This window comes from Labrenzia sp. THAF191a (genome assembly GCF_009363335.1).
Lineage (GTDB): Bacteria > Pseudomonadota > Alphaproteobacteria > Rhizobiales > Stappiaceae > Roseibium > Roseibium algicola.
Genome location: NZ_CP045333.1, coordinates 4,400,560 through 4,426,702 on the forward strand (window position 1 = coordinate 4,400,560; position 26,143 = coordinate 4,426,702).

At 57.2% G+C, this 26,143-nt stretch carries 22 protein-coding genes; 8 read left to right on the plus strand and 14 right to left on the minus strand.

From position 1 onward, the window contains the following. Positions 1-160 precede the first annotated feature (160 nt). From FIV05_RS20310 to FIV05_RS20335, 6 genes are all read left to right on the plus strand, one after another. A complete protein-coding gene (locus tag FIV05_RS20310; RefSeq protein WP_152510763.1) occupies positions 161-1,231 on the plus strand; it encodes a putative urea ABC transporter substrate-binding protein in 1,071 nt (356 codons plus the stop codon). Positions 1,232-1,304: 73 nt separating this feature from the next. After that, entirely contained in the window at positions 1,305-2,126 is an 822-nt protein-coding gene (locus FIV05_RS20315) for an ABC transporter permease subunit (RefSeq protein ID WP_062488743.1), read from the plus strand. Then, entirely contained in the window at positions 2,123-2,965 is an 843-nt protein-coding gene (locus tag FIV05_RS20320; protein WP_152510764.1) for an ATP-binding cassette domain-containing protein, read from the plus strand. The genes FIV05_RS20315 and FIV05_RS20320 overlap by 4 nt, the downstream gene beginning before the upstream one ends. A gap of 10 nt (positions 2,966-2,975) precedes the next feature. Beyond that, positions 2,976-4,214, plus strand: coding sequence for an agmatinase family protein (locus FIV05_RS20325; RefSeq protein WP_209009726.1), 1,239 nt, complete (start codon positions 2,976-2,978; stop codon positions 4,212-4,214). Between the two features lie 4 nt (positions 4,215-4,218). After that, the gene (locus tag FIV05_RS20330; protein WP_173013896.1) at positions 4,219-4,746 is read left to right on the plus strand and encodes a hypothetical protein; all 528 of its coding nucleotides are present in this window, start codon (positions 4,219-4,221) and stop codon (positions 4,744-4,746) included. Then, on the plus strand, positions 4,743-4,976 hold the full coding sequence (locus FIV05_RS20335) for a hypothetical protein (protein ID WP_152510765.1): 234 nt from the start codon (positions 4,743-4,745) through the stop codon (positions 4,974-4,976). The genes FIV05_RS20330 and FIV05_RS20335 overlap by 4 nt, the downstream gene beginning before the upstream one ends. 43 nt (positions 4,977-5,019) lie before the next feature. Here the strand turns inward: FIV05_RS20335 and FIV05_RS20340 are convergent, their stop codons facing one another. Then, the gene (locus tag FIV05_RS20340; RefSeq protein ID WP_152510766.1) at positions 5,020-6,978 is read right to left on the minus strand and encodes a GGDEF domain-containing phosphodiesterase; all 1,959 of its coding nucleotides are present in this window, start codon (positions 6,976-6,978) and stop codon (positions 5,020-5,022) included. 470 nt (positions 6,979-7,448) lie between these two features. On the opposite strand from FIV05_RS20340, the gene FIV05_RS20345 reads away from it, so the two are divergent. Next, positions 7,449-9,098 carry an alpha/beta-hydrolase family protein gene (locus FIV05_RS20345; RefSeq protein ID WP_152510767.1) on the plus strand — a complete coding sequence of 550 codons (1,650 nt, stop codon included), beginning with the start codon at positions 7,449-7,451 and terminating at the stop codon, positions 9,096-9,098. Positions 9,099-9,120: 22 nt separating this feature from the next. Here the strand turns inward: FIV05_RS20345 and FIV05_RS20350 are convergent, their stop codons facing one another. The 12 genes from FIV05_RS20350 to FIV05_RS20405 form a co-directional block, all read right to left on the minus strand. Beyond that, positions 9,121-10,065 carry a patatin-like phospholipase family protein gene (locus FIV05_RS20350; RefSeq protein ID WP_152510768.1) on the minus strand — a complete coding sequence of 315 codons (945 nt, stop codon included), beginning with the start codon at positions 10,063-10,065 and terminating at the stop codon, positions 9,121-9,123. 296 nt (positions 10,066-10,361) lie between these two features. Next, positions 10,362-11,426, minus strand: coding sequence for a BMP family ABC transporter substrate-binding protein (locus FIV05_RS20355; RefSeq protein ID WP_152510769.1), 1,065 nt, complete (start codon positions 11,424-11,426; stop codon positions 10,362-10,364). 98 nt (positions 11,427-11,524) lie between these two features. Continuing rightward, on the minus strand, positions 11,525-12,439 hold the full coding sequence (locus FIV05_RS20360; protein ID WP_077292855.1) for an ABC transporter permease: 915 nt from the start codon (positions 12,437-12,439) through the stop codon (positions 11,525-11,527). Continuing rightward, entirely contained in the window at positions 12,432-13,520 is a 1,089-nt protein-coding gene (locus FIV05_RS20365; RefSeq protein WP_152510770.1) for an ABC transporter permease, read from the minus strand. The genes FIV05_RS20360 and FIV05_RS20365 overlap by 8 nt, the downstream gene beginning before the upstream one ends. After that, positions 13,520-15,085, minus strand: coding sequence for an ABC transporter ATP-binding protein (locus tag FIV05_RS20370; RefSeq protein WP_152512006.1), 1,566 nt, complete (start codon positions 15,083-15,085; stop codon positions 13,520-13,522). The genes FIV05_RS20365 and FIV05_RS20370 overlap by 1 nt, the downstream gene beginning before the upstream one ends. Positions 15,086-15,127: 42 nt before the next feature. Further along, entirely contained in the window at positions 15,128-16,141 is a 1,014-nt protein-coding gene (gene xdhC, locus FIV05_RS20375; protein ID WP_152510771.1) for a xanthine dehydrogenase accessory protein XdhC, read from the minus strand. Beyond that, positions 16,141-18,477, minus strand: a complete 2,337-nt coding sequence (xdhB, locus tag FIV05_RS20380; RefSeq protein WP_152510772.1) for a xanthine dehydrogenase molybdopterin binding subunit — start codon at positions 18,475-18,477, stop codon at positions 16,141-16,143. Before xdhB ends, xdhC begins: the two co-directional genes overlap by 1 nt. Then, positions 18,461-19,945 carry a xanthine dehydrogenase small subunit gene (xdhA, locus tag FIV05_RS20385; protein ID WP_152510773.1) on the minus strand — a complete coding sequence of 495 codons (1,485 nt, stop codon included), beginning with the start codon at positions 19,943-19,945 and terminating at the stop codon, positions 18,461-18,463. Before xdhA ends, xdhB begins: the two co-directional genes overlap by 17 nt. 337 nt (positions 19,946-20,282) lie before the next feature. Further along, entirely contained in the window at positions 20,283-21,233 is a 951-nt protein-coding gene (locus FIV05_RS20390) for a LysR family transcriptional regulator (protein ID WP_152510774.1), read from the minus strand. Positions 21,234-21,246: 13 nt separating this feature from the next. Next, entirely contained in the window at positions 21,247-22,224 is a 978-nt protein-coding gene (locus FIV05_RS20395; RefSeq protein WP_031268497.1) for a quinone oxidoreductase, read from the minus strand. 230 nt (positions 22,225-22,454) lie between these two features. Then, positions 22,455-23,171: a CDP-alcohol phosphatidyltransferase family protein gene (locus FIV05_RS20400; RefSeq protein ID WP_152510775.1), complete on the minus strand. Its 717-nt coding sequence runs from the start codon at positions 23,169-23,171 to the stop codon at positions 22,455-22,457. Between the two features lie 180 nt (positions 23,172-23,351). Further along, complete coding sequence (locus FIV05_RS20405) at positions 23,352-24,287, minus strand: DUF2182 domain-containing protein (protein WP_152510776.1); 936 nt, start codon at positions 24,285-24,287, stop codon at positions 23,352-23,354. Between the two features lie 178 nt (positions 24,288-24,465). Between FIV05_RS20405 and FIV05_RS20410 the strand changes: the two genes are divergently transcribed. Continuing rightward, on the plus strand, positions 24,466-25,668 hold the full coding sequence (locus tag FIV05_RS20410) for a UbiH/UbiF family hydroxylase (RefSeq protein WP_152510777.1): 1,203 nt from the start codon (positions 24,466-24,468) through the stop codon (positions 25,666-25,668). Positions 25,669-25,688: 20 nt separating this feature from the next. Here FIV05_RS20410 and FIV05_RS20415 read toward each other — a convergent pair whose 3' ends face one another. Next, positions 25,689-26,111: a DUF1801 domain-containing protein gene (locus FIV05_RS20415; RefSeq protein WP_152510778.1), complete on the minus strand. Its 423-nt coding sequence runs from the start codon at positions 26,109-26,111 to the stop codon at positions 25,689-25,691. Positions 26,112-26,143 lie beyond the last annotated feature (32 nt).

Consider the following 26,143-nt stretch of genomic DNA (forward strand, 5'->3'; position numbering starts at 1 on the left):
GAGGCATATGCCGACATAGACCGGTGACACGGCGGGACAAAAACCCGGGAGACAACTGCACGAGGTTTCGCGCGCGCGAACCTGCTCCCGGCCGTGCGCAAAAACCTCATGACGTAAGTCCGGTTCTGATGACCGGGCCCAAGACAGGAGACGCGCACAGATGTTGAAATCGATTGCCAAAGCTTCCCTCCTCGCCGCAGCGCTGACGCTGCCTCTTTCTCTCACTTCGGCCAGGGCCGAGGAAAAGACGGATTTCAAGGTCTGCTGGTCCATTTATGTCGGCTGGATGCCCTGGGGCTATCTGCAGGACAGTGGCCTCATGAAGAAATGGGCCGACAAGTACGACATCTCCGTCGAGATCGTTCAGATCAACGACTACGTGGAGTCCATCAATCAATACACCGCAGGAGAATATGACGGCTGCTCCATGACCAATATGGATGCCCTTTCGATCCCGGCTGGCGGCGGTGTCGACACGACTGCGCTTATCGTCGGTGACTATTCGAACGGTAACGATGGCATCATCCTGAAGGACAAGTCCGAACTTGCCGATATCAAGGGACAAAGCGTCAACCTGGTGGAGCTTTCCGTCTCCCACTACCTGCTTGCACGGGCACTCGACACGGTTGGTCTCAGTGAACAGGATCTGACGGTCGTCAATACCTCAGATGCAGACATGATCGCTGCCTATCAGACGCCGGATGTCACGGCGGTGGTCACCTGGAACCCGCTCCTGTCTGAAATCGAAGCGGAATCAAATGCCACCAAGGTTTTCGACAGCTCTGGCATTCCGGGTGAAATCATCGATATCATGATGGTCAATACCGAGACGCTTGCGGACAATCCTGCCTTCGGAAAAGCCCTTGTCGGAGCGTGGTACGAGCTGATGGCGATCATGTCGTCCGATAGCGACGAGGGCGTCGCTGCACGCACCGCCATGGCCGAAGCCTCCGGCACGGACCTTGCCGGGTACGATGCGCAGCTCGCGACCACCAAGATGTTCTACACGCCCGCAGAAGCGGTCGAGTTCACCAAATCCGCAGAACTTCCCGAGACGATGAAATTCGTTGCCGAGTTCCTTTTCGACAAGGGCATTCTGGGTGAAGGGGCACCCAGCCCCGAATTTGTCGGCGTCTCTTTCCCGGATGGCTCGATCTATGGCGATACTGGCAACGTGAAACTGAAATTCGACCCGAGTTTCATGGTGATGGCCGCAGAAGGCACGCTCTAAGCATCCACTGCTGATCCGGCGGTTCCGGTGCCTCGGCGCCGGAGCCGCAGCCATAGACCGATCGGACCGTTTCATGCGTATCATCAACCGGAAACCCTCCCGGGTCACCGCCCTGGCGCTTGGGCTCCTGCCATTCGTGCTGACATTGGTCGCCTACGCGATTGCCAGCCATTACCGGCGGCTCGACAATCCGGCGGACAAGCTTCTCCCCTCCATCACCAGCATGGGAGAGGCCTTCTGGCGCATGGCGGCAGTGCCGGACCGGAGGTCGGGAGATCTTCTGCTCTGGCTGGATACTTTCGACAGTCTCTGGCGTCTCGGGACGGGGATGGCAGTGTCGACCCTTCTGGCGATCTCCCTTGGCATTGCAATCGGCTTCATTCCCCATATCCGCAGCGGACTGGCGCCTTATCTCGCGACATTCTCGCTGATCCCGCCGATCACCATCCTGCCGATCCTGTTCATCACCTTCGGCCTTGGCGAACTCGCAAAAGTCGCCTTGATTGTAATTGGCACGGCACCAGTGATGATCCGTTCCACGGCCCAAGCGGTTCTGGACATTCCCCGAGAGATGATCATCAAGGCGGAAACACTTGGGGCCAGCGTCTGGCAAATGGTTACGCGGCTCGTGTTGCCGCAGGTGCTCCCGCACCTGATCACCAGCCTGCGGCTCTCACTCGTGCCTGCCTGGATCTTTCTGATTTCGGCTGAGGCCATCGCGTCCACATCCGGACTTGGCTACCGCATCTTCCTGGTGCGCCGTTACCTCGCGATGGATGTGATCCTTCCTTATGTCGTCTGGATAACGCTGCTGGCGTTCCTGCTCGACAGAGCCTTACTGCTGTTGTCCCGCCGCGCATTTCGCTGGCACCATCTGGGAGGTGACGCGCTATGAGCACTGCGTCCAAACTCTCGGTCCAGAGCCTGGCAAAGTTATACGACGGCGTGCCTGTTCTCGAACGGGTCAACCTGGAAGTCCAGACCGGGTCTTTCTGCACGATCGTCGGGGCATCCGGCTGCGGAAAATCAACATTCCTGCGGATGCTGCTTTCCCAGGAACATCCAACCCGTGGACAGATCCTCCTGGACGGCGCTCGCTTGCCACTTGAGCCGACACCCGACCGCGGGATCGTCTTCCAGAAATACTCGGTGTTTTCGCATCTAACCGTGGCCGAAAACCTCATACTTGCACAAGAGTTTGAAACGTCGCGTTGGACCGGGCGGCTTTTTGGCAATTCCCGCAAGTCGGCTTTTCAGTCAACCGACGACCTGCTTGACAGGATCGGTCTGCGACCGGCGTCAAACAAATATCCTGCGCAGCTGTCCGGTGGCATGCAGCAACGTCTCGCGATCGCCCAGGCCTTGATCAAGAAGCCAAGTATCCTGCTGCTCGACGAGCCTTTCGGCGCGCTAGACCCGGGTATACGCGTCGATATGCATGAATTGCTTCTGGGGCTCTGGAAAGAGTTGTCCATGACGGTGTTCATGGTGACGCACGATATTCACGAGGCCTTCAAGCTCGGCACGCGTCTGCTGGTGTTTGACAAGATCCGCCACGACCCGCAGGCGCCACAGGCTTACGGCGCGACCATCACCTACGATCTGCCGCTCAAATCGCCAACTGGAGCCTCCCTGCGGTCTCCGGAGGCCATCGCAGGTGCAATTGGGGCTCCACAGACTAACCAGCCCACTCCGTCTTCCCAAAGCATCCACACCCCAAGCAATCAGGAATGAGGACCATCCCATGAGTTTCAATCGAGCCTCGGGCCCCAGGACGCACCACCTTGCAGCAGGTCAATTCACCCGAGACCCCAGCCGAAGACAGCATCATCCTGACTTCGACAAACTCCAATTGCGAGGTTGGAAGGCCGCTGAGAAGGAAGGTGCCCTGCCCTCTGCCGCGTGGGAAAAGGAAAAAGCCTGGGCACTGCGAATGGGACTGACAGGATCGGATAGTCTCACCGACAAATCGATCCCGACCTTTGCCCGTGGAGAACTGCCCCACTATGCGGGGATCAACACCTTCCTGAAGGCACCCTATATCGAGGATGTGACAAAGGTCGGGGCTTATGATGCCGCCGTCATCGGCATCCCTTTCGATGGGGGCACCACTTACAGACCCGGCACACGGTTCGGACCGCAAGGAGTCCGGAAGATTTCCGCGCTCTACACGCCCTACAACTACGAGATGGGTGTCGATCTTCGGGAACAGATGACGCTTTGCGATGTCGGTGACATCTTCACCATTCCTGCCAATATCGAAAAGACGTTTGACCAGATAACGCGGGCGGTCTCGCATGTCGCGTCGTCCGGAGCCTTGCCGATCATGATCGGCGGGGATCATTCAATCGGCTTTCCTTGCGTACGCGGGATTGCCCAGTGCACGTCCAAACGCATTGGTATCGTGCATTTCGATCGGCATATCGACATTCAGGAAAAGGATCTGGATGAGCGGATGCATACGACGCCCTGGTTCCACGCGACAGATCTCGTCAACGTACCGGCCGTCAATCTGGTTCAGATCGGTATCGGAGGCTGGCAGGTACCGCGCGAAGGTGTGGAAGTTGCCCGGGAGCGGAACACCAACATCTTCACCATGCGCGATGTTGAGGAACTGGGATTGGCGGAAACGGCCGCACGGGCGCTGGAACTGGCATGGAAGGACGCAGATGCAGTCTATATCTCGTTCGATATCGACAGTGTCGACTGCGGGTTCGTGCCCGGTACAGGCTGGCCGGAACCAGGTGGCTTCCTGCCGAGAGAGGCACTTGAGCTGGTGTCGCTGGTCGCGAAGGAAGGCATCTGCGGTCTGGAGGTCGTAGAAGTTTCACCACCTTACGATTGCTCCGATATCACAGCCCTTCTGGCAACTCGCGTGATTGTAGATGTTCTCGGGACCCTGGTTTCCCATGGTAAAATGGGCTCCCACAAATCCATCATCGACAAGCCGGTGTCCATTCCGGCCGGTCCGGACGTGGAGTAAGGCGATGGCGCGACATCATCACGGCCACGATCACCATGCTCATCACGATCATGGACATGGTGATCACCAGCATCACCGCCACCATACTCACCACACACATGACCACGATCACGGAGGTCTCGCCGGACATAATCACGGGGCGGCGGACCATCTGCATTCTCATGTTCATGGGGCCTCGCATGCGGACCGGGCCGAAGAACTGCAGGCACTTGCGGTGAGCTTCATCGACGGCTTTCGGGCTGCCGACGACAAGACCAGTTACCTGCGTCTTGCCGGCGTCCCATTTCACCGCCCTGGTACCGACGGTCTTATACAGCACCTTGTCGACGCAAAGATCGTCAGCAATTGGCAGGTCGGTACAGCCTCGCCTGCCTTTGCTTCCCGAGAACTCGTCTACATGAGTTTTCCAGGTTCAATGGTCCAGGCCCGGGAAACCATGACCTTCACCTTTGTATCCTTGTCGCAACGGTCAGACATTGACCTCATCGACATCCTCACCACTCGTCTGGCCCATGGAGATATCGCAGAATGAAACAGCTTTTGACGACGTCAATTCTTGCATTGGCGTCCACCCCCGCACTTGCACACCCTGGTGCGCACGATCATCTGGCCGGTTGGGAAGGCGCAGGAGAGCATCTGCTTGGCTCGCCATTTCATCAGCTACTGCTCGTGGTGGCTGTCAGCGGGTTGGTTCTGGCCGTTTCCCTGGTCCGGAAGTCGAAAAAGACAACCAGGAAACAGCCTGTAGAACGCAGGTCCTGAGGGTCTCTCCCCTTACAGCGGGGCCTTGATACCAACCGTGGTATCAGAGCCCCGCCAGAGTGCTTTTGGAATGATCCGAGAAGAACAGGGTCGTTATGTCATCGATCGCCATCGGACCGCCGAACAGGTAGCCCTGGCCGATGGTGCAGCCGATATCGACCAGTACATCGCGTTGCTCGACTGTCTCGATGCCTTCGATCAAGACCTGAGAGCCCATGGTTTCGGCAATACCAAGGACCATCTTGAGAATATCGCGAATTTTCTTGTCCTTGACCGCCTTGGTGGCGAACGACCTGTCGATCTTGATTTCGTCCCAGTCAAAGTCCGTCAGGTAAGACAGGGCGGAATAACCGACGCCAAAATCATCCAGCGAAATACCGATACCCAGTGATCGCAACTCAACGAGTGTTGTCTGAATGCGGCGCAGATCGCTCATCAGGGTTGTTTCGGTCACTTCCAGTTTCAGCCTGGAGGCTGGCAGACCGGTACGGCCGAGGCATTCGTCGAGCATTGCGACGACGTCGTCGCTCAGAATCTGCGCAACAGAAAGGTTGACCGACAGGCTCAGGTCCGATGGCAACAACTGAACTTCGGAACACGATGTCTCCAGGATCTTCCATCCCAGCGATACGATATCTCCATTGCGTTCGGCGATCGGGATGAATTCCGATGGTGAAATCCAGCCCAGTTCGGAATGGTACCAGCGTGCCAAAGCTTCCACGCCGAAGATACGTCCGGTCATGAGATTGAACTGTGGCTGGAAGTGCGGAAGGCATTCGTTCGCCTCAATGGCGCGGGCAAGTGCGTTTTCGACGATTGTACGCCGTTCCATTTCCGCGCGCATGGCCGGTTCGTAGGTCACGACGCGGCGGCGGCTGTAGCTGACGGCGTTACCAACCGCGAGATCCGCATTGCGAATGATGTCTGTGGCATCTCGCTCGACGGTGGAGGAATCCGCATAGCCGATAGCTGGTGAAATCAGGAAGGATCCGAGTGCCGTCGGGACCGGGCGCAGGAAGATGTCGTGGATCCGGTTTGCGACGACAGAAGCAGTCAGCCCAACCTCCTCATCATTCACGGTCATGAGGAGAAAACCCTTGCCTCCTGAGCGGGCAAGGCAATTTACACCTTCCATCCGGTCTACCGCGTGACGCAACAGGTCCGCAGTCGATGCCAGGATGGCTTCTTCCGTTACAAGGCTGAACTTGTTGATAGCCGGCAGTCTGGACTCCAGATCGATGTTGAGAATGCTCAAGGTCTGGTCAGGAGCGAGTGTCTCGTGAGTAGAGCGCACGATCTCTGCAAAGACGCGGGAATTTACCAGACCTGTAACACCGTCGTGGTCCAGCCGGTGCTCCAGAAGCCTGGTTTGCTCGCGGCTTGCCTCTGCCTGTCCTTGCAGCACCTGGCTGCGCTTGTTGGAGAACCAGATCCAGCCAAGGCTGACCAGAAGGAAAACAACAACGAGCGCGTCTTGTACAATCTGGTGGAAATGAAAGGTTTTTCTCGCCGCCGACATTTGCTTGGCAGCTTCCTGGGTCACCATCTGATTGATTTGCTGAAGGGAACTTCCTATCCCCTGCAAGATGATCAGAGCATTGCTCACGGAGGTCTGGTCATCGAGCGTATCCAGGAACGGCTTCAGCCGGTTGCTCGTACGAACGATGTGGACCAGTTTGTCCTGAATGTAGTCCGACGGCCCCACAATTTCGCTGTAGGCGTCGCTGGGCCACGTTTCGAAGGCGTTCAGCAGTGCTTCGTAGGTTTTTCCGGCCTCTGCAGCATCTTCCGGGCTTTTCAAGGCACTGTACCGTGCAATCAGCTTTTCCAGGGCCGTAGTGTTAAAGCGCAGCGTGTCGTAGAGGACCGAACGTTCCAACTGATCCTTGTGAAGGTAGTCGGCTTGCGCACTATAGAGCGAGTAGGCGTTTACACCGAGCAAAAGCGTAAGGGAGGCGCAAAGCGCCGGAAATCCTATTCGCAACAGTTTATCAAAAATCATTGGCTCAACCGCCCTGATGACAGATTACACCGCTCCAATTGGAGCTTATCGATAGTCCTTTCCGGCCCAATGTCTCTGTCACAGACGAACCGGTTCCCCCCGGCTTGCCATTTCCGGTATCAGCGGCAGGCCATCTACCTGCTGCGCTGGACCAGCGGTGGATTACGCCCGATTGTTAGCGCCGCAAACTTTCACGAAACTTGCGAGTAAAAAACGGTTGTAGACCCCAATCGCGGAAAGATCTTTTTGCCCTTCAATCCACGATGTAGGAATTTAGACCCGACAACGGTTAAGACCGTCTAAATGCCAAAAGACGCAACGTAAATTGTGCTTGGTTTTGCGGTGGATAACGGGGATGGGCACAAGATTGCTGTCATGCTGCCATTGTTTACCCAAGGTTGTCTTGACGCGTTCATTTCAAAACGAAATCCTGCAGCTGGATCATGAAATCGTGTTGGGAGCGGGGGCAAATGCCGATCTTAAGGACACTCCGAGATGGGCTTACGCCAACCGGGCTCATAGTAGCAGTCAGTTTCTTCGGTGCCGCCCTGACGCCGTCGATGATGCCGAGGGAGCCAATTGTACAAGCGACCCTCGCCGCCGTGGCAGCGACGTTTGGCTATGAAGTGACCCTTCTGGCAAGGAGTGTCTGGCGTTATCTGGAGTTGCCGGAACCCAAGGGACGTTTGTGGGCACTCTGGCTCCTTGCAGCTTGCGGCATCAGTCTTGCGATCATGGTCTATAGTCTGTCGAAAGCTGCCAGTTGGCAGAACGCGACCCGTGAAGCTGTCGGTTTGCCGCCACTCGAGAGCGCAGCGCCATTCTTCATCGTCACCGTTGGCGTGTTGATCGCACTTTTCTTGTGGCTGGTTTTCCGGGTCGCAGGTGCCTTGCGTAGAGCCGTCGCTGGTGTTCTGGACAAGTTGCTTCCAAGGCGCGTGGGCGTGGTCCTGTCCATCGTTCTTGTTGGCTGGTTCCTGTGGGCACTTGTCGATGGAGCCCTTGTACGCAATGCGTTTCGCATGGCCGATACGTCTTTTCTGGCTGCAGACCTGCTGCTTGAACCTGATATCGAAAAACCTGCAGATCCCGAAAAGACCGGCAGTACCCAGTCGCTGGTCAAATGGGACGAGATGGGGCGATGGGGTCGTCACTATGTTGCGACTGCTCCGACTGCAGCAGAAATCTCCGAATTCTTGCCGGATAATGCCGTTGATCCGATCAGGGTCTATGTTGGACGAAGGTCTGGTGCCACCGCAGAAGAACGCGCTCAACTTGCCTTGCAGGAACTAATCCGCGTTGGCGGATTTGACCGGTCGGTTCTTGTGGTCGTGGTACCACCCGGCACCGGTTGGATGGACCCGGGAGCTCACGACACAATCGATTTCATGCTTGGCGGTGATGTGGCGACGGTGGCTGTTCAATATTCCTATCTGACCAGTTTTCTGGCGCTGCTTGCCCATCCAGACTACGGGGTAGATCAGGCTCGAGCCCTCTTCAACGCGGTCTATGCCCACTGGACGCAGCTGCCCAAAGACAGTCGACCGGAGCTTTATGTTCACGGGCTCAGTCAGGGGGCCTTCAACTCCCAGGCAACACTTCCCCTGTTTGACATGTTGGGTGACCCGATCCAGGGCGCCTTCTGGGCCGGGTCACCTTTCTTCTCGCGCTATTGGTCGGAGGTCCGGGACCGGCGGAAGGGTGACAGTCCGGCATGGCGTCCGAACTACGGAAACGGCTCGCTTGTCCGGGTGATGGATCAATATGGCGGACTGGAGGGAAACTACGCACCCTGGGGGCCAATTCGTGCGGTATTTCTGAACTATGGTAGTGACCCTATCGTAAACTTCACGTTCGATACGGGATTCAGGCCGCCAGCCTGGATGGCCTCACCGCGTGCACCGGATGTTTCAGAAAAACTGTCCTGGTTTCCCGTGGTGACAATGCTTCAGATTGCGCTGGATTCCATGTTTGCGCTGGATGTTCCCAGATACGGGCACTACTACATTGCGCCTGATTACATCGACGGATGGGCTGCAGTTGTCGATCCGGACGGCTGGTCACCAGAAAGAGCGGAAGCGCTGAAAAAGATATTCGAGCGCCGTGATCCTGCGATCTAACGCCCGGAACCAATTGGTTCGACTATCGATTTTCCAAAAGGCTGGCCAGGCCACGTTTAAAGGTTTCTCCGGCTGGTTCTGCTGCTTTTACGATGTCTGCAACCTTGAAGAATTCCATGGTCTTGAAACGGCCGACTGGTGGTTCAATCAACAAATCAGGTTGATTGCAGGCCAATTTGGCGGCGACCAACGAGTGAAGGGTGATCGAGAACGAGCCGATCCAGGTTTCCAGGCCGGTTGGAAGCCCGCTTTTTCGTTCTTCGAAATTGCTGCCAGTGACATCGACAGCAACCGTCGGAATGCCGTCGTCTTGAAAGACATCAAATGGTGTCGGGTTGACGAAGCCCCCGTCTATCAGAACCTGGCCATCTATTCTGACAGGCGTCAAAAGCATAGGGAGAGCAGACGAGGCTGCAATTGCAGGCAGCAGGGCCCCCTCCTCCAGAACCACCTGCGACTGGGTATAAAAATCCGTCGCAACGATCTTCATTGGCAGTTTCAAATCCGAGAACTGCTCGGCGAGGTTTGCAGGAAAAACCGTTTCGAAAAGAACAATCGGATCTATAATCGCCGGACGGACGACATTGAAGAGCGACGACCAGGTTCGGCCATCCTTCAGAAACAGCTTTTGAATCAATTGCGTTTTCTGGGTAAAGAGATCAATAGCAAATTGCCGGATCTCTCGACCGCTCATACCGCTGGCATAAAAAGAGCCCAGGATCGACCCCATTGATGTTCCGGCAATTTCTACGGGTTTGACACCCAGGTCATCCATCGCTTCCAGAATGGGAATATGAGCGAATGCCTTTGCGGCTCCGCCACCAAGAGCCAGCCTAAACCCTTGGGCAGAGCTTCGGCTGTGTTTCGTCGTGTCTGCCGCTGGGGCGCTGCTGGTTGAGGCCAAGCCAGCCATGCTGCCAGATCCAACAGCGGCCGCGGCGAGCATCAGTTCTCGTCTGCGGATCATTCGTCAAAGGTCCGTATTGTGTGCATGCCGGCGATCCATCCTGGATGGAAACGAAATTATAGTTTCATTTGTAGAGGTGTCGGTGCTGCTATTCAACGTTGCGGCGATTTCTGCGCAAGTCTTCAATCAGAACGATCTCGATGGGTAGCAGTCGGTGAGCGCATTCAATTTACCCCCATCACACGGGGTGTTTCGGCTTCGGCATGTACGCACTACGGTCAGACATCCGGTCACCAGAATTGAAAACGGCCCGGAACCGCTGGCTCCGGGCCGTCCTGGATAGGTGATTACCGCGATTATTGCGGCAGTTTGTCGTCGATACCCTGCACGTACCAGTTCATGCCGAGAATGGCTCCATCGTCGAGCGCGACGCCATCTTCAGCGGCAACTGAGCCGTCTTGCTTGGTGATCGGGCCGGTGAACGGCTCCCAACCGCCGGAGATCTTGGCTTCGGTTTCCTTGGCCATTGCAACGACATCATCCGGAAGATTGGTGTAAGGCGCCATCACGACGTGACCTTCGGCAAGGCCTGCCCAGGTGCTCTTTGGCTCCCAGGTGCCGTCTATGACTTCCTGGATGCGCTCGATGTAGTACGGACCCCAATCGTCGATGATTGCCGTGTACTGGGCTTCCGGTGCGAACTGGATCATGTCGGATGCCTGACCGAAGCCATGCACGCCACGTTCCTGAGCTACCTGAAGCGGTGCGGTGGAATCGGTGTGCTGCGTGATGATGTCGGCACCCTGATCGATCAGCGCCTTTGCAGCGTCGGCTTCCTTGCCCGGATCGAACCAGGAATTGACCCAGACAACCTTCAGCTTGAAATCCGGGTTGACGGATTGAGCACCGAGCAGAAACGCATTGATGCCAGAGACGACTTCCGGGATCGGGAACGAGGCGATGTAGCCTGCGACGCCGGATTCGGACTGTTTGGCGGCGATCTGACCGATGATGTAACGGCCCTGGTGGAACTTGGAGTTATAGGTCGCGACGTTGTCGGCAGTCTTGTAGCCGGTCGCGTGTTCGAACTTCACGTCCGGAAACTTCTTGGCGACCTTGATCGTCGGGTTCATGTAACCGAAGGACGTGGTGAAGATGACATTGCAGCCTTCACGGGCGAAACGCTCGATCGCGCGCTCTGCATCCGGACCTTCCGGCACACTTTCAAGATATGCGGTTTCCAGCTTGTCGCCGAAATGCTTTTCCGCATCGAGACGGCCCTGGTCGTGCTGATAGGACCAACCGAAGTCGCCAACTGGTCCAACGTAGATAAAGCAGGCTTTGACGTCTGCCGCGTTTGCGGCAGAGCCGGCAGCTGCGAAGGCAACGGCGGCAACGGTTGCTTTCAAAAGAGATTTCATCTGGTTCTTTCCCCTCTGTTTCGATCTCTCTGTTGCGATCTTGTTCAAGGCCAAGCCCCCGATCGCACCGGGGCCGGGCCAACCGGTTGCTGGGAGGCTTACCGGTCTGGAACGAATGGCTTGCCGAGACAGGCTGGCGTGTTGACGAGCGTCAGTCTGCGGTTTGCCGAAATGAGCACAAGCACCAAAATAGTCGCAAGGTACGGCAAGCTGGACAGCAGTTGGGACGGAATGTCCAGCTCAACTGCCTGGGCGTGCAGGTTCAGGACGCTGACTGCACCAAACAGATAAGCGCCAATTACCACGCGCAGGGGCAGCCACGACGAGAACACGACCAATGCCAGTGCAATCCAGCCTCGGCCTGCTGTCATGTTTTCAACCCACTGAGGCGTATAGGCAAGCGACATGTAGGCACCCGCAAGACCTGCACAGGCGCCGCCAAAAAGAACCGCTGCGAACCTGATGCGAATAACGGAATAACCAAGAGCGTGAGCCGACACGTGGTTATCGCCAACAGACCGAAGTACGAGGCCAAGCCGGGTCCGGAACAGGAAATAGGCGACAGCGATGACCAAGGCGAAACTCACATAAACGAGCGCGTCCTGCTGGAAGAAGACAGGCCCGAAGAATGGAATGTCGGACAGCACAGGAATGTAGAGATCCGGCAGTTTCAAGCCTGGAATGCCGATGAAGGCCTCCCCTATCAGGCCCGAGAAGCCGACGCCGAGGATGGTCAGGGCAAGACCAGTTGCCACCTGATTGGTTACCAGGACAAGCACAAGGAAGCCGAAAAGTGCCGACATGGCCATGCCGGCGGCAATTGCCGCAAAGACGCCAAGCGTCCCGGATCCGGTCTGATTGGCGACGGCGAAACCGACTACGGCCCCCATGATCATCATGCCCTCGACACCAAGGTTCAAAACACCGGAGCGTTCGACCACGAGTTCGCCGATAGCAGCAATCAACAGCGGTGTCGCTGCGGTGATAACGGTCAGGAGAACGGCTTCAAACATGGGAGACCTCCCCTGCCGAACCGCGCCGGCCGACAAATCTGATGCGATAGAGGATGAGTGTGTCGCAGGCGAGCACGAAGAACAGCAGAAGGCCCTGAATGACACTGGCAATCTTGTTGGAGACACCCATAGCCGATTGCACCGCTTCTCCGCCGATATAGGACAATGCCAATACGAAACCCGCGACGATGATACCGAAGGGGTTCAGCCTTCCCAGAAAGGCGACGATGATGGCTGTAAAACCATAACCGGGAGAGATGGTCGGGAGGAGCTGGTTGAGCGCGCCGGATACCTCCATCGTGCCGGCAAGGCCTGCAAGACCACCGGCAATGGCGAAGGAAAACAACGTCAGTTTCTTGGCAGAAAAACCGGCAAAGCTGCCTGCGCGAGGGCTTTCGCCCATCACCCTGATTTCGAAACCCTTGATGGTCTTGCCGAGGACCACCGCAAGCACGACTGCGACGAGCAAAGTGATGGGGGCCGCATAGCTGAGTGACGTTCCGGGAATGGTCGACAAGGTGGCGGCGTCGGAGAAGATCGCCGATTCCGGGAAGTTGTAACCACCTGGATCCCGCCACGGTCCGCGAACCAGGTAGTCCAGCAGGAGACTGGCGACATAGACCAGCATGAGGCTGGTCAGGATTTCGTTGGTATTGAACCTGGTTTTCAACAACGCCGGGATCAGGGCCCAGAGTGCCCCTCCGATAGCGCCGAAGGCCATCATCAAGGGAAGCGTGGCAGCACTTTCGAAGTCCGGCATCAGAATGGGCAGTGCAGAGCCGAACAGCGCGCCGACGACAAACTGGCCTTCAGCACCGATGTTCCAGTTGTTCGACAGATAGCACACCGACAAGCCGCAGGCGATCAGGATGAGCGGTGTTGCCTTGGCGATTGTCGCGTTGAGAGACCATTCTTGTGTCAGAGGTTCGATGAAGAACTTATATAATCCGAACAATGGGTTATGTCCGGATATTGAGAAAATGAGTCCGGCTGCGATTGCGGTCAGACCAACAGCGATCAATGGCGACAGCAGTGCCATCTTCCGGCTGTGTTCTTTTCTTTTGACGAGTTCGACGCGCATCAGGCAACCTCCCCTTGCGCTTCCGCGCCGCCTGCCATGAGCAGGCCGACCCGCTCGCGGTTCATGTCTGAAGTCGGCTCGGCCGCAGACAGATAGCCTCTGGAAATAACCGCAATCCGATCGGCGATTTCAAAGATTTCATCCAGGTCCTGGCTGATCACCAGCACCGCGGATCCGGAGCGGGCAAGATCGATGAGTGCCTGCCGGATAAGAGCGGCGGCACCGGCATCGACACCCCAGGTTGGCTGGTTCACGATCAACACACCAGGTTTGCGGTCCAGCTCGCGGCCGACTACAAATTTCTGAAGATTGCCCCCTGAAAGGGAACGCGCTTCCGGATCGTCATGGGACATGCGCACGTCGAAGGACTTCTTGATGCGCTGTTCCATCTTGCCTGCATTGGCATTGGAGACAAAGAAACCACTGACCAGCTTGTCACCGGTGCTGTGGCGCGTCAGAACGATGTTCTGCGATAGTTTCATGCCCGGTACGGCGCCGTGGCCGAGACGTTCTTCAGGCACGAAAGCCGCGTTCTGCCTGCGTCGCCAGGTAATGTTCCTGTTGCCGCAAGGCTTGCCATCCAGAACGACCATGTCGGCTACCACTGGCATTTCACCGGAGATCGCGTCGAAGAGCTCACCCTGGCCGTTGCCTGCAACACCGGCGATCGCGACCACCTCACCGGCCCTGAGATCCAGCGAAACCTTGTTCAGCGCTGTTGCGAATGGCGTTGCGGCTTTTGCGGACAGGTTCTTCAGGGCAAGCCGGGTTTCGCCGATCTGCGGCTTTTGAGAGCTGGCGCTTACGGAGGCAACGTCGGCTCCCACCATCATGCTGGCCAGAGATGCCGGTGTTTCCTTGGTCGGGTCACATTCGCGCACCACCTGGCCATGCCGAAGGATCGTCGCGTGGTGACAGATGCGTTTGACCTCTTCCAGCCGATGGCTGATGTACAGAACGGCACAGCCTTCCTTGGCCAGACGCTCCAGCGTCAGGAAGAGAAGATCCGCTTCCTGGGGCGTGAGCACCGATGTCGGCTCGTCCATGATGATCAGCTGCGGTTCCTGAAGCAGGCATCGGACAATCTCGATACGCTGGCGGATGCCGACCGGCAAATCCGCGACAATGTCGTCCGGATTCAGGGGCAAGCCGTAGTCGCGCGACACGGATTGGATCCGATTGGCGAGTTCAGACATTCGCCCCGGATTTGGCAATGCCAGCGCGATATTTTCTGCAACCGTCAAGGCTTCGAACAGCGAAAAATGCTGGAACACCATACCGATGCCGAGTTCGCGAGCAGCTGCCGGGTTGCCGATGTCGACCCGTTGGCCCTGCCAGAGAATTTCACCGCCATCCGGCTCCAGTGAGCCGTAGAACATTTTGACGAGAGTCGATTTGCCCGCGCCATTTTCGCCAAGGAGTGCGTGTATTTCACCCTTGTTTATGACGAGATCGACCCTGTCGTTCGCCAGAATGTCGCCAAATCGTTTGGTCAGGCCCCGGGCATCGAGCAAAGTATCCTTTCCGGATCTGCTTTGCCGCGCCGTGCCGCCGTCCCCTGTCATCGTTTCTGTTTCTGCCACGCCGTCCCCCAAGCGAATGCCGCCTTATTGACCAAGTGTTAGTTTTTGTGCAAGCCCCCCGCCTGCAGCTGCCTGTTGATGATTTCCAGCTTCGTCCCGAACCAGCAGATCGACAGCTATTCCTGCAGCGATTGCAGCGGGTTGTTTTGATTTGACTGAAGTCACCCCGACGGGACAGACCATGTTTGCCGTCAAAGTGTCATTCAGCCCCCGGGCCTTCAGTCGTTTCAGGAAGCGAGCCCTCTTGGTTTTGGAGCCGATCACACCGCAATAGGCAAAGCGTTGTTGAAGCAAGGCACGTGCCATGATGTCTTCATCCAGGGCGTGCGAGTGGGTCATCGCCAGGACAAAGGCGCCATCAGGGGCTTGTTCAAGGCAGGCAGCTGGATCAGAGCTTGCAACTTTCCTGACATTTCCCGGAACCGCAGCCGGAAACTGGTCCGCCCTGCTGTCTATCCATGTCACGCTGAATGGCAGAGGTGCGAGCGCCAGGACAACCGCTTTTCCTACATGCCCTGCACCAAAAAGATAAAGATCGCGCCGCTTGCTGCCAAATTGCTCGATCAGCAACTGCTTGCCCGTTTTTTGGTCAAGTTGAAGGAGGAAGCGGTTCGCAGGAACGTCCGGCAGCAGATCGCGTGTCTGCACCACACCGTTCACAACACTGGCCTCGGTGGAAAACTGCGTTCCGTCGTTCTCCCGAAGCGAGAGTGTCTGAGCCATTTCAAGCGATGACGTTGTCAGCACCTCGATTGCGATTTGCGTACGTCCACCGCAGCACTGACCGAGGTCCGGGCCAAGCGAGACATTGTGGAGCTCGAAGCTGGCCACGCCATCCCGGAGAGCTTTGTGGGCACGGCGGATGGCTTCGAACTCAAGCGTGCCGCCACCAATCGTGCCATAAAATCCACCACCAGCCGTTACAACCATACGAGCACCGTCTTCACGCGGTGTCGAGCCATCGGCACGAGCAACGGTAACGAGTGCACAAGCGCCGTTTCGCGTCAAACAGTCGGCAATGTGCCCCCACACCTTCATCAGGAGATCTTCCTCCGGCGCATATCCTGGACGGCTTTCATGATTGCTTCAGGCGTTGCCGGCGCGTCCAGATTGGGAACAACTCCTGGGCTAAGGCTCGCGACGGCATCATTGATCGCGCAAAACACCGCATTGGCCAACATGACAGGCGGTTCGCCAACGGCCTTGGACCGGTAAACGGTTGCCTGAGGATTGCCGCTGCCTTCATAGAGACGAACGTTGAATTCTTCGGGAATATCGGATGCTGTCGGGATCTTGTAGGTCGAGGGAGCGTGGGTACGAAGGCGGCCCTTTTCGTCCCAGACCAGTTCTTCGGTGGTAAGCCACCCCATCCCCTGAACAAAGCCACCTTCGATCTGCCCCAGGTCAATTGCGGGGTTCAGCGAATGGCCGACATCGTGAAGAATATCCACCCGGTCGACGGTCATCTCGCCGGTCATCGTATCGATCGTCACCTCGGCGCATGCGCCTCCAAAGGCAAAGTAATAGAAGGGGCGCCCGGTAGCGCTTTCCCTCTCCCACGTTATCCCTGGCGTTGCGTAAAAGCCTGCGTGTGAAAGCTGAATACGTGCCATGTGCGCCAGCTTGGCAACTTCCGAAAGGGCAAAGCTCTGGTCACCGACAACCACCTTGTTGTCGCCGAAGAAGATTGCTTCCGGTCCGCATTGATACAGTTCGCACAGGAAGGTTATCAGTCGGTTCTTGATTTCCTTCGCCGCCAGCTTGGCGGCCATGGCGTTGAGGTCTGTGCCGGAAGATGCAGCCGTTGGGCCCGTGTTGGGAACCTTTGAGGTGTTGGTGGCGGTGATGCGTACCTTGGTCAGGCTGACACCGAATTCTTCCGCAACAACCTGCGCAACTTTCTGATAGAGTCCCTGGCCCATCTCGGTGCCACCATGGTTCAGGTGAATCGAACCGTCGGTATAAAGATGAACGAGCGCACCGGCCTGGTTGAGATGTTTCAGCGTGAAGGAAATGCCGAACTTAACCGGTGTCAGGGCCAGGCCCTTTTTCAGAACAGCGTTGTTTTCGTTGAAGAAGCGCACATCATCACGTCGTGCCCAATAGTCTGAACTCTCTTCCAGTTGGGCGATCAGGTCATGCATGACCTGAAACTCTTCCACCGGCATGCCGAAAGGCGTCAGGTTCCGTTCCCCGTCATAGAAATTCAGCTTGCGGATTTCGAGCGGGTCCTTGTCGAGACTGATCGCGATCGCATCGATCATGCGTTCGGCAGCGAGCATACCTTGCGGTCCACCGAACCCGCGGAATGCGGTGTTGGAGCAGGTGTCCGTACGCAGGCGCCGGGAGCGAATGAGCGCATCCGGGTAGAAGTAGCTCGAATCGGCATGAAACAGCGTTCGATCGTTCACACCGAGTGAAAGATCGACCGAATAACCGCAACGGGCCAGAAACTCCATGTCGACGGCGCGGATGCGACCTTCGCTATCGTGGCCGACCTGCCAGTTGACCTTAAAGTCGTGCCGCTTGCCGGTCATGATCATGTCGTCGTCGCGGTCGAGGCGGATCTTGCAGGTTCGGCCCGTGTGACTGGCAGCGACGGACGCCAGGGCAGCCCATTGGTTCGCCTGCGATTCCTTGCCACCGAAACCGCCTCCCATGCGGCGAACCTCAGCCGTAACAGCGGCATCGGGTACACCAAGCACCTTGGCAACCGTGTGCTGAATTTCGGTGGGGTGCTGGGTCGAGGAATACACCAGCATGCCGCCGTCTTCCTGTGGCTGGGCCATGGCGATCTGGCCTTCCAGGTAAAAATGCTCCTGTCCGCCTATTTTCATGCTGCCAGTGAGGATTTCCTCGGCTGCGTTCATGCCGGTTTCAGGCGAACCACGCCGGAACTGATAATCCGGAAGCACTGTGGTGTCGGCGCCGACAGCGTCCTCAGCCGTCAGGATGGGGGTGATCGGTGCAATATCGATTTTTGCCTTCAACGCTGCTTTGCGCGCCAGGTCTCTTGTTTCGCCAACGACAGCGAAGGCGACCTGCCCGTAAAACAGGATTTCATCCTCGGCGAAAACAGGATCATCGCCAAAAGCGGATGAACAGTCGTTCTTTCCCGGGACATCCTTCGCGGTCAGGACGGCAACCACACCTGGAGAAGCCTGGACTTCTTCAAGATCCATTGCCAGGATCCTGCCCCTGACAGCCTGTCGTGACCAGCCGGGCACCACGTGAAGCGTGCCAACGGGTTCGACCATGTCGTCGATATAGGTCGCCGTACCGGAAACGTGTTTTGTCGCGCTGTCATGCGGCAACGCCTTGCGGACATGCTTCAGGGGTGTTGTCAGGTCGTTGGGATCAAGCTGCGCGGTCATGGCCTGCCTCCCGCTTGGCAAGCACACGTAGTTCTTCCGGTGCGGTGCCGCTGACCTCCATAAGAGCCTTTGCGAGCAACGCCCGCGCCGTTTCCATTCGGTACTCGGCACTTGCGCGCATATCTGTCAGTGGCGTGTAATCGGACAGCAATGCCTGCATGGCCGCGCCCCAGGTGGACGGATCGTCCAGCGAAGCTCCTTTCAAGGCAGCTTCCGCACCGGTTGCCCGTTTCGGTGTTCCAGCCATGCCGCCAAAGGCGATCCGGGCATCCGTAACCACGCCGTCTCCATCCACCGTCAGGCGGAATGCCCCCATGACGGATGAGATGTCCTGATCGAAGCGCTTGGTGATCTTGTAGCAACGGAAAGCCTGATTTGCAGAAAGCCGGGGCACGAAGAGACCGGTTACGAACTCTCCCGGTCTACGATCCTGCTTGCCATAGTCGATGAAAAATTCTTCCAGCGGCAGCGCCCTCGAGCCTTCTGCGGAATGCAGTTCCAGAGTTGTCCCCAGAGCGATCAATGCAGGGGGCGTGTCGCCGATCGGCGAGCCATTGGCAATGTTTCCGCCGACTGTTCCCGAGGCGCGAACCTGCTTCGAGCCGATCCGGCGCCAGAGTTCACCCAGGTTTGATGAAATGCCGCTCATGGCTTCTTCGGTCGCGGCATAGCTAGCCGTTGCGCCGATCAGCACCCCGGACGGACTGTCTTCCACACGGTCGAGGCCCTCTATTCGGCCAAGCCAAATCATCTTTGGCAAGTCGCGCAGATGCTTCGTTATCCAAAGACCGACATCTGTCGCCCCGGCAACGAGGGTCGCATTGGGGTGCTGGCCGTAAAGTGCCGCCAGACCGTCAAGCGTTGCCGGCGAGGAAAAGAAGCAGTCGCTATCTCCGATGAAGACATCGCTGCTGTCGGAAAGTTGTCGCAACTGTTCCCGCGTTTCATGAGCCCGCCACGAAAAAGCATCGTCTGCAGCGTCAAAACAAGAGTCCAACGCGGCGTCGATAATCGGTCTGTATCCCGTGCAGCGACACAGGTTTCCGGCCAGCCATTCTGTGACGGTCTTGCGTGATTTTTCCGCCCCTGCGTCATGATAGAGCGTGAAAAGCGTCATGATGAAGCCGGGCGTACAGAACCCGCACTGTGAGCCATGCATCTCGACCATCGCGGCCTGAACCGGGTGGAGCCTCGTATCGTCGGAAAGGTCTTCGACAGTCACCAGTTCGGCGCCATCGATCATGCCGAGCAACTGGATGCAGCTGTTCACGGGCTGATAGACCAACTTGCCGTCGATCAATCGGCCAAGCGCGACGGTGCAGGCCCCGCAGTCGCCCTCGCCGCAGCCTTCCTTCGTGCCGGTTTCGCGGCGGCGGAGGCGCAGGTAATCGAGAACGGTTTCCGTTGGACCGACATTCGCAAGTTCAACGACTTCACCACCTTTAAGGAAACGGATCGTGTCACGCATGGGCCTGCTTCCCTATCTTGGCCAGCAGCTGACCGGAGACATTTGATGCGTAACAGTTTGAACATTCCGCACGCTTGAGGTGCTTTGCATCACGAGCCGCAATAAGGTGGTCATGGCGTTTCCGGTGCGAAGAATGCTGACCAGGTGCCTTACCCATGCTCCACAGCCTGCTCATCAGGCCGCTTTCGGGCCTCACCCGGGCTGTATTCAGATCGTGCGTTGGTAAACGCCCCATCAGTTTTCTCCCTCGCACGGCGCATTGCCGCAAAACTGTCACAAAAAAATGTGCCTTAAAAAAACATGGAACCAAAGCGCTCATTTGAGACCGCAATGTTGCCTATTTGGCATCAAGAGCTGAAAGTTGGTCCCTCAAAGCGAACACGGCATGGTCGAAAAACATGCCCGGCGCAAGCGCAAGTGCACGCAGAGACGACGTTACCACACAGAGCCGGTCGGCCTGAAGCGGCGTATCGGACAAAGGTTTGAAGATCAGGAATCCGTTGGCAAGATCATCTTCGCAACCGATCATCGTCTGAAAGCCAATTACCTGTTCCTCCCTGGCAAGGGCTCGCATCAGCCTGAGCGAATTGGCTTCCACATATGTGCGCGATGCACCGGGTATTCGGCTTCGTACGATGTCGAGGCGAGTGCGCAGTGACAGTCCCTCTGCGGGCAGCGCCACCGGATATTTCAGGCAGTCCTGCAGTCCAAGTGTTTTCGCGTCGGCCAACGGATGATCCGGACGCATGAGTGCGCCGATCACGAGATCATGGTGAAAGGCTGTTGTGAGCGCCGAGGTCTCCGGAGGGTCGAAGGTGAAGCCAACGTCGGCTTCAGCGGCCTCCACCTTGCGGGCGGCTTCTCTGGATGAGGAAATCGAGACATTCACGTGAATGCCGGGATAGCTCTTGCGAAACGTGCTGATGACCGCCGGGAGGAGCTTTTCGGCGACGCTTTCGACGCTTGCAATCGAAACCGTACCGCGTCGCAGTCCCTTCAAAGCGTCGAGTTCGGCGACCGTGCCCTCGAAATCGGAATAGGTGCGCCGGATATGTGCCAGCAGCAATTCTCCGGCTTGCGACAGACGCAGGCGCCGGCCGACACGGTCAAACAACTGCAGTCCGAGCGCCTCTTCCAGCCAGAGAACCTGCCGGTTGATGGCAGATGACGCCACGTTGAGCTCCCGGGACGCGGCGCGGATCGAGCCGGCCTCGGCGACGGCCAGAAAATAGCGCATCGCCGGGCTGTAAAGATTTCGAGAAAGATCCTGTGCTCGTCCGGACCGCATGAATTTTCAGCTCTTAGGGGATCAGGACCGTGGTACCTGTGGTCTTGCGGCCTTCAAGGTCCTGATGCGCCTGGACGGCATCGGCAAGCCTGTATTCCTGGTTGACGCCGATCTTGACGATGCCTTTCTGGACGACATCGAACAATTCGCCCGCGGTTGCTTCCAGTGCTTCGCGGCTGGCGATGTAGCTGAACAGCGTCGGCCGGGTTGCGAACAGAGAGCCTTTCTGGGCGAGGAGCGCCAGGTTGAAGTCGGCAATTGGCCCGGAGGACTGACCGAAAGTGACCCAAAGGCCCCTCGGTTTCAGGCAGTCGAGCGATCCGGGATAGGTGTCCTTGCCGACGCTGTCATAAACAACATCGCAGCCCTTGCCGCCTGTTATATCCTTTACCCTGTCGACAAAGTTTTCAGTCCGGTAGTTGATCACGTGCTGGTAGCCATGTGCCTTTGCAAGTTCGACCTTTGCTTCCGAACCGGCAGTACCGATGACAGTGGCGCCGAGATGTGCTGCCCATTGACCGGCAATCAGGCCGACGCCTCCGGCAGCAGCGTGAAACAACAGTGTCGTGTCCGGGCCAACGGAATAGGTCTGGCGCAGAAGGTACTGTGCCGTCATGCCCTTCAGCATCATGCCAGCAGCGGTCTTGTCGTCGATCCCGTCTGGCAGGACGACAAGACGATCTGCAGGCACGATTCTTTCCTGCGCGTAGGCACCGAGCGGGCCAACATAGGCCACACGGTCTCCGGGGCTGAGATGTGTCACACCCTCGCCGACTGTCTGTACAACCCCTGCCCCCTCGTTGCCGGGGCTGAACGGCACGCCGGCAGGGGCTGGATAGAGGCCGGAGCGGAAATAGGTGTCGATGAAATTGAGGCCAACTGCTGTGTGGCGGATGCGTGCCTCGCCCGGGCCGGGCTCACCGACTTCGATATGTTCCCAGCGCATGACATCCGGTCCACCGGTTTCGTGTACGCAGATTGCTTGAACCATGACTTTATCCCCGGGATGATGGGCCGACACCGATTTGGTCTTGCGGCAATTGAAGTTGGCAAGACCATAAATGATTTCAACGCCATCGGAAAAGGTCATTCCGAAGCATAAATGGCATCAAGCGTTCGTGACGCTTCTTTCCGGCCAGCGCCTCAAGAAAAAGTGCGGCACGACACCGGCGCCTTAGGTCGCGCCAGTGCCAAAACTGGATTTGGAATGTAGGGAAAGGGTCAGTCGACCCTGTCGAGCAATTGCTGAACAGCAGAGACCAGTAGCAGATAGAAACTGGCTGCCGTGAACGCCCATGCGAGCGGGCCGTTCAAAGCCATACCGTCCAGAATGGCGTAAGCGGCCAATCCCATCCAGAGCAATGTCACCGGCAAGGTAATCATGCGCCAGCGACGCACGCGGACAGGATGGACAAAGCGGACAGGAGCGAACGTCAATGCGCAGCACAAGAGCACGAACATGATCGTGAAGCTTTGCGATGGCGACAGAACCATGAGGCCGAAAACGACCATGTTCCATCCGGCGGGAAAACCCTTGAAGGAGCCGTCGGGTGTCTTCATGCCGTTGTCGGCAAAATAAAGAGCGCCGGTAAAGACCACGAGCCCGCCACAAATCCAGTTCCAAGGGCTTGTCAGCATCAAGCTCCAGGAAAGCGCGAAAGCTGGAAGAAACACGTAGGTGGCGTAGTCGATCACGAAATCCAGCGAGGCACCGGACCAGCGAGGCAGACGCTCTGCAATCTTGTAACGGCGCGCCAGCGGACCATCGATGCCATCGATGAAAAATGCCAGTCCAAGCCAGGCGAACATCTCCGCCCAGTTCTCGCGCGCACCTGCCAAGAGGGCAACAAGAGCGATCGGAGCACCGGAAGCCGTCAGGATATGGATCAGGAACAGAGCGGGCTCAGTCCTCTCTTTACCTGGTGTAATATCCGCCACGGGGTTCCCTCACTTTATGATCTGAACGCAGTAAACTGGTGCACTTGCGTTCTGAGATGTGTGCGGTTCACGATTGACCCGCTGGCCCATGGATCACACACTGACGCTGATACGGTCCTTTATTGCAATCGTATGACAGTGTGAACCTAAAAAACAGTCCCCGCACCAATAGCAGTGAATTTAGGTTGCCGCATTTCCCAAAAGGATGAGGGAAACGAGGATACCTGCCCAGACCAGCAGAACAGCCCCGATGGCAGGCGGGAGAATGCGGCTCGGGAACGTTTTTTCAATTGCCATCAACGCGCCGAGCAGCGCGATCCAGACAATGTTCATCAGGCCGACCGCGAACATGACTGTCATTACCGCCCAGCAGCAGCCAAGGCACACCCAGCCCTGCACCAGTCCTTCCCGCAAGCCCGACATCGCTCCCGGCCCAGCATCGTTATTGGCAAACACCCAGCGCGGATACCAGCAGCGCCGGAGACAGGCTTTCTTGGAGGGAGTGAACTGATACAAACCCGCGGCAAAGAGGACCGATGTCGTCAGAGCCATGCTTGCAGGTGCCATCATATCCGTCATGGCGCCTGCCCGGGACAAAGCCCATTGCGCCGCGGTTGCTGCGACCGCGTAGCCAAGCCAGACCGCCAGATAGCCGAACATTGCGGTGATAACGAGAAGTACCGGCGTTGCCGTGCTGCCCGGCTCTGCCGAAATCTCGGTGTAATAGGCCCGAAGCATCGGCACCGCCGTAGGCAACATCATGGCAATGGCCATCATTGCCCACATCAGAAAGATCTTCACAAGATCAACCGTCGTCATGTCCGCACCTGGCATTCCAAATGTTGCGCTGGTCGGCAGGCAAAGAACCGCAAGTGCGGCCCGCGCTTCCGCAGGCAAACCTGCGAACTGGTTGAAACTGTTGAGAATCACCATGCCGGGTCCGGCTTCGCTCATATCCATGACCGGTACCATGTCGGCAACCATTGCAATCAGATATGCCCAGCCGGCGGCGGCCAGTATCGAGACCAGCACAAGCACCAGCGGCCAGCCACGCATGTTTTGTTCCGGCTTGGCGGAACCGGCCTGATTGGAAGGTGTGCGGGTCAAACTCGTCATTTCGGCCTTAAGGTGGCGTGTTGGTCCTGGGTCTTGAGACGTCTTAGCGGATTAATCGAAGCAGGCATTTGATCTTACTCATGGTCGACCTTGAATGCCCTGCGTGTATTCGTCCCGTTGATTTTGAGCCCACAAACAGCAATTTAGATCTCAAGATCAAATCAGATGGAATTTTACCATGTCCAGCAGCCACGCGCCGGAACAGTTTGACATTGCAATCGTCGGCGGAGGGCCATCCGGGCGAATTGCTGCTCTTGCTCTGGCCCAGCAGGGGCTTTCCTGCGTCCTGATTGCCCCCTCAATGGAAATCAAGGATGGCCGGACAACCGCGCTGTGGCAGCGTTCCATCGATCTGTTGCGCGATATTGGCGTCTGGTCGGACATAGAAGGCAACGCCGCATCCTTGAAGAAGATGCGCATGATCGACAGCACGGGGCGGCTTTTTCGTGCACCTGAAGTGGTCTTCGACAGTTCTGAACTTGGCTTGGAAGAGTTTGGTTTCAATATCTTGAACAGTGAACTTAATGTAGTGCTTGAAAAATTCTGTGCTGCGCAAGCCGGGCTTGAAGAGATTTCGGAAACCGTCGAGAGTGCCGAGTTCGGAGACGAACACGCTACTCTCGTCACCCGTGGGGGTCGGACGATTTCTGCCAAATTGGCCGTAGCCGCAGATGGCCGCCGGTCAACACTGCGTGAAGCGGCAGGGATTGAAGTTAAAAGCTGGTCGTATCCGCAGGTGGCTGTTGTTCTGAATCTTGAGCACCGGCTTCCACACCAGCAGGTCTCGACCGAATTCCATACTGCGACTGGTCCGTTCACATTGGTACCTCTCCCCGGCAGACAGTCGTCACTTGTTTGCGTGGAAACTGCGGACGGTGCTGCAGATCTGTTGGCGATGACGGAGGAGGACCTGGAAGCGGAACTCGAACGGCGGGCACATTCGATACTGGGTCGTTTCAAACTGTCTACGAAACCACAAAGTTTTCCACTTTCAGGACTGACTGCCACTTCCCTGGTTGGGCCGCGTCTGGCGCTTGTGGGCGAGACCGCGCATGTCTTTCCGCCCATTGGCGCGCAGGGTCTGAACCTGTCGTTGCGTGATATCCGGGACCTCATCTCCGTCGTGGCATCGGCGGTGCGCGCGCGCGCCGACTTTGGTGGCAAGACCGTTTTGAGTGCTTATGAGAAGAAACGGTTCAGCGATATCCGGACACGGACAAACGCGGTGGACATGCTGAACAGATCACTGCTGACAGGCTTTCTGCCGGTCCAGGCTGCGCGAAGCGCGGGCATGTATCTGGCCGGCAAGATTGGTCCGTTGCGGCGCTTGCTCATGCGGGAGGGCATTGCACCGGGAACCGCGTTTCAATTGCATCGATAGACGGTTTTCCGGTTATGCTTTCAAACACGTGACCGTGCTGCTGATCGCTTGGCGCTGTGATACGTCAGAGCCATGGCGATCATCTGGCGGAGTGCATCTTCTGGCAACGGCCGACCTTGACTGAAGTGAACGCTTCTATCGCCGCCAAAGACGAGATCCGGAAACATTGTGCGCCAGTCAGACACCAGTGAAGATTGACAATTGACATAGAGAGCAACATCCCCTGCCCCGGAATTGTCCCGGTCTATCCGGATTGTCGTTCCGGTTTTCGGGCGCTTCGTCAGATAGCTGGCCTGACCCCATTTCAAGGTTTCTTCCAGTTCTCCGATATCGTCGCGCTGCGTCGCCGTCTCGGTGATCAGTGACCTGATGGTCAGCAGTCTTTCGCGGATATCCGGCGGGTAACTTTCGAATATCGCAAGGACTTCCGGATTGTCTTTCACCACAAGCCCTCTTGTTGATACCGGGATGTCTG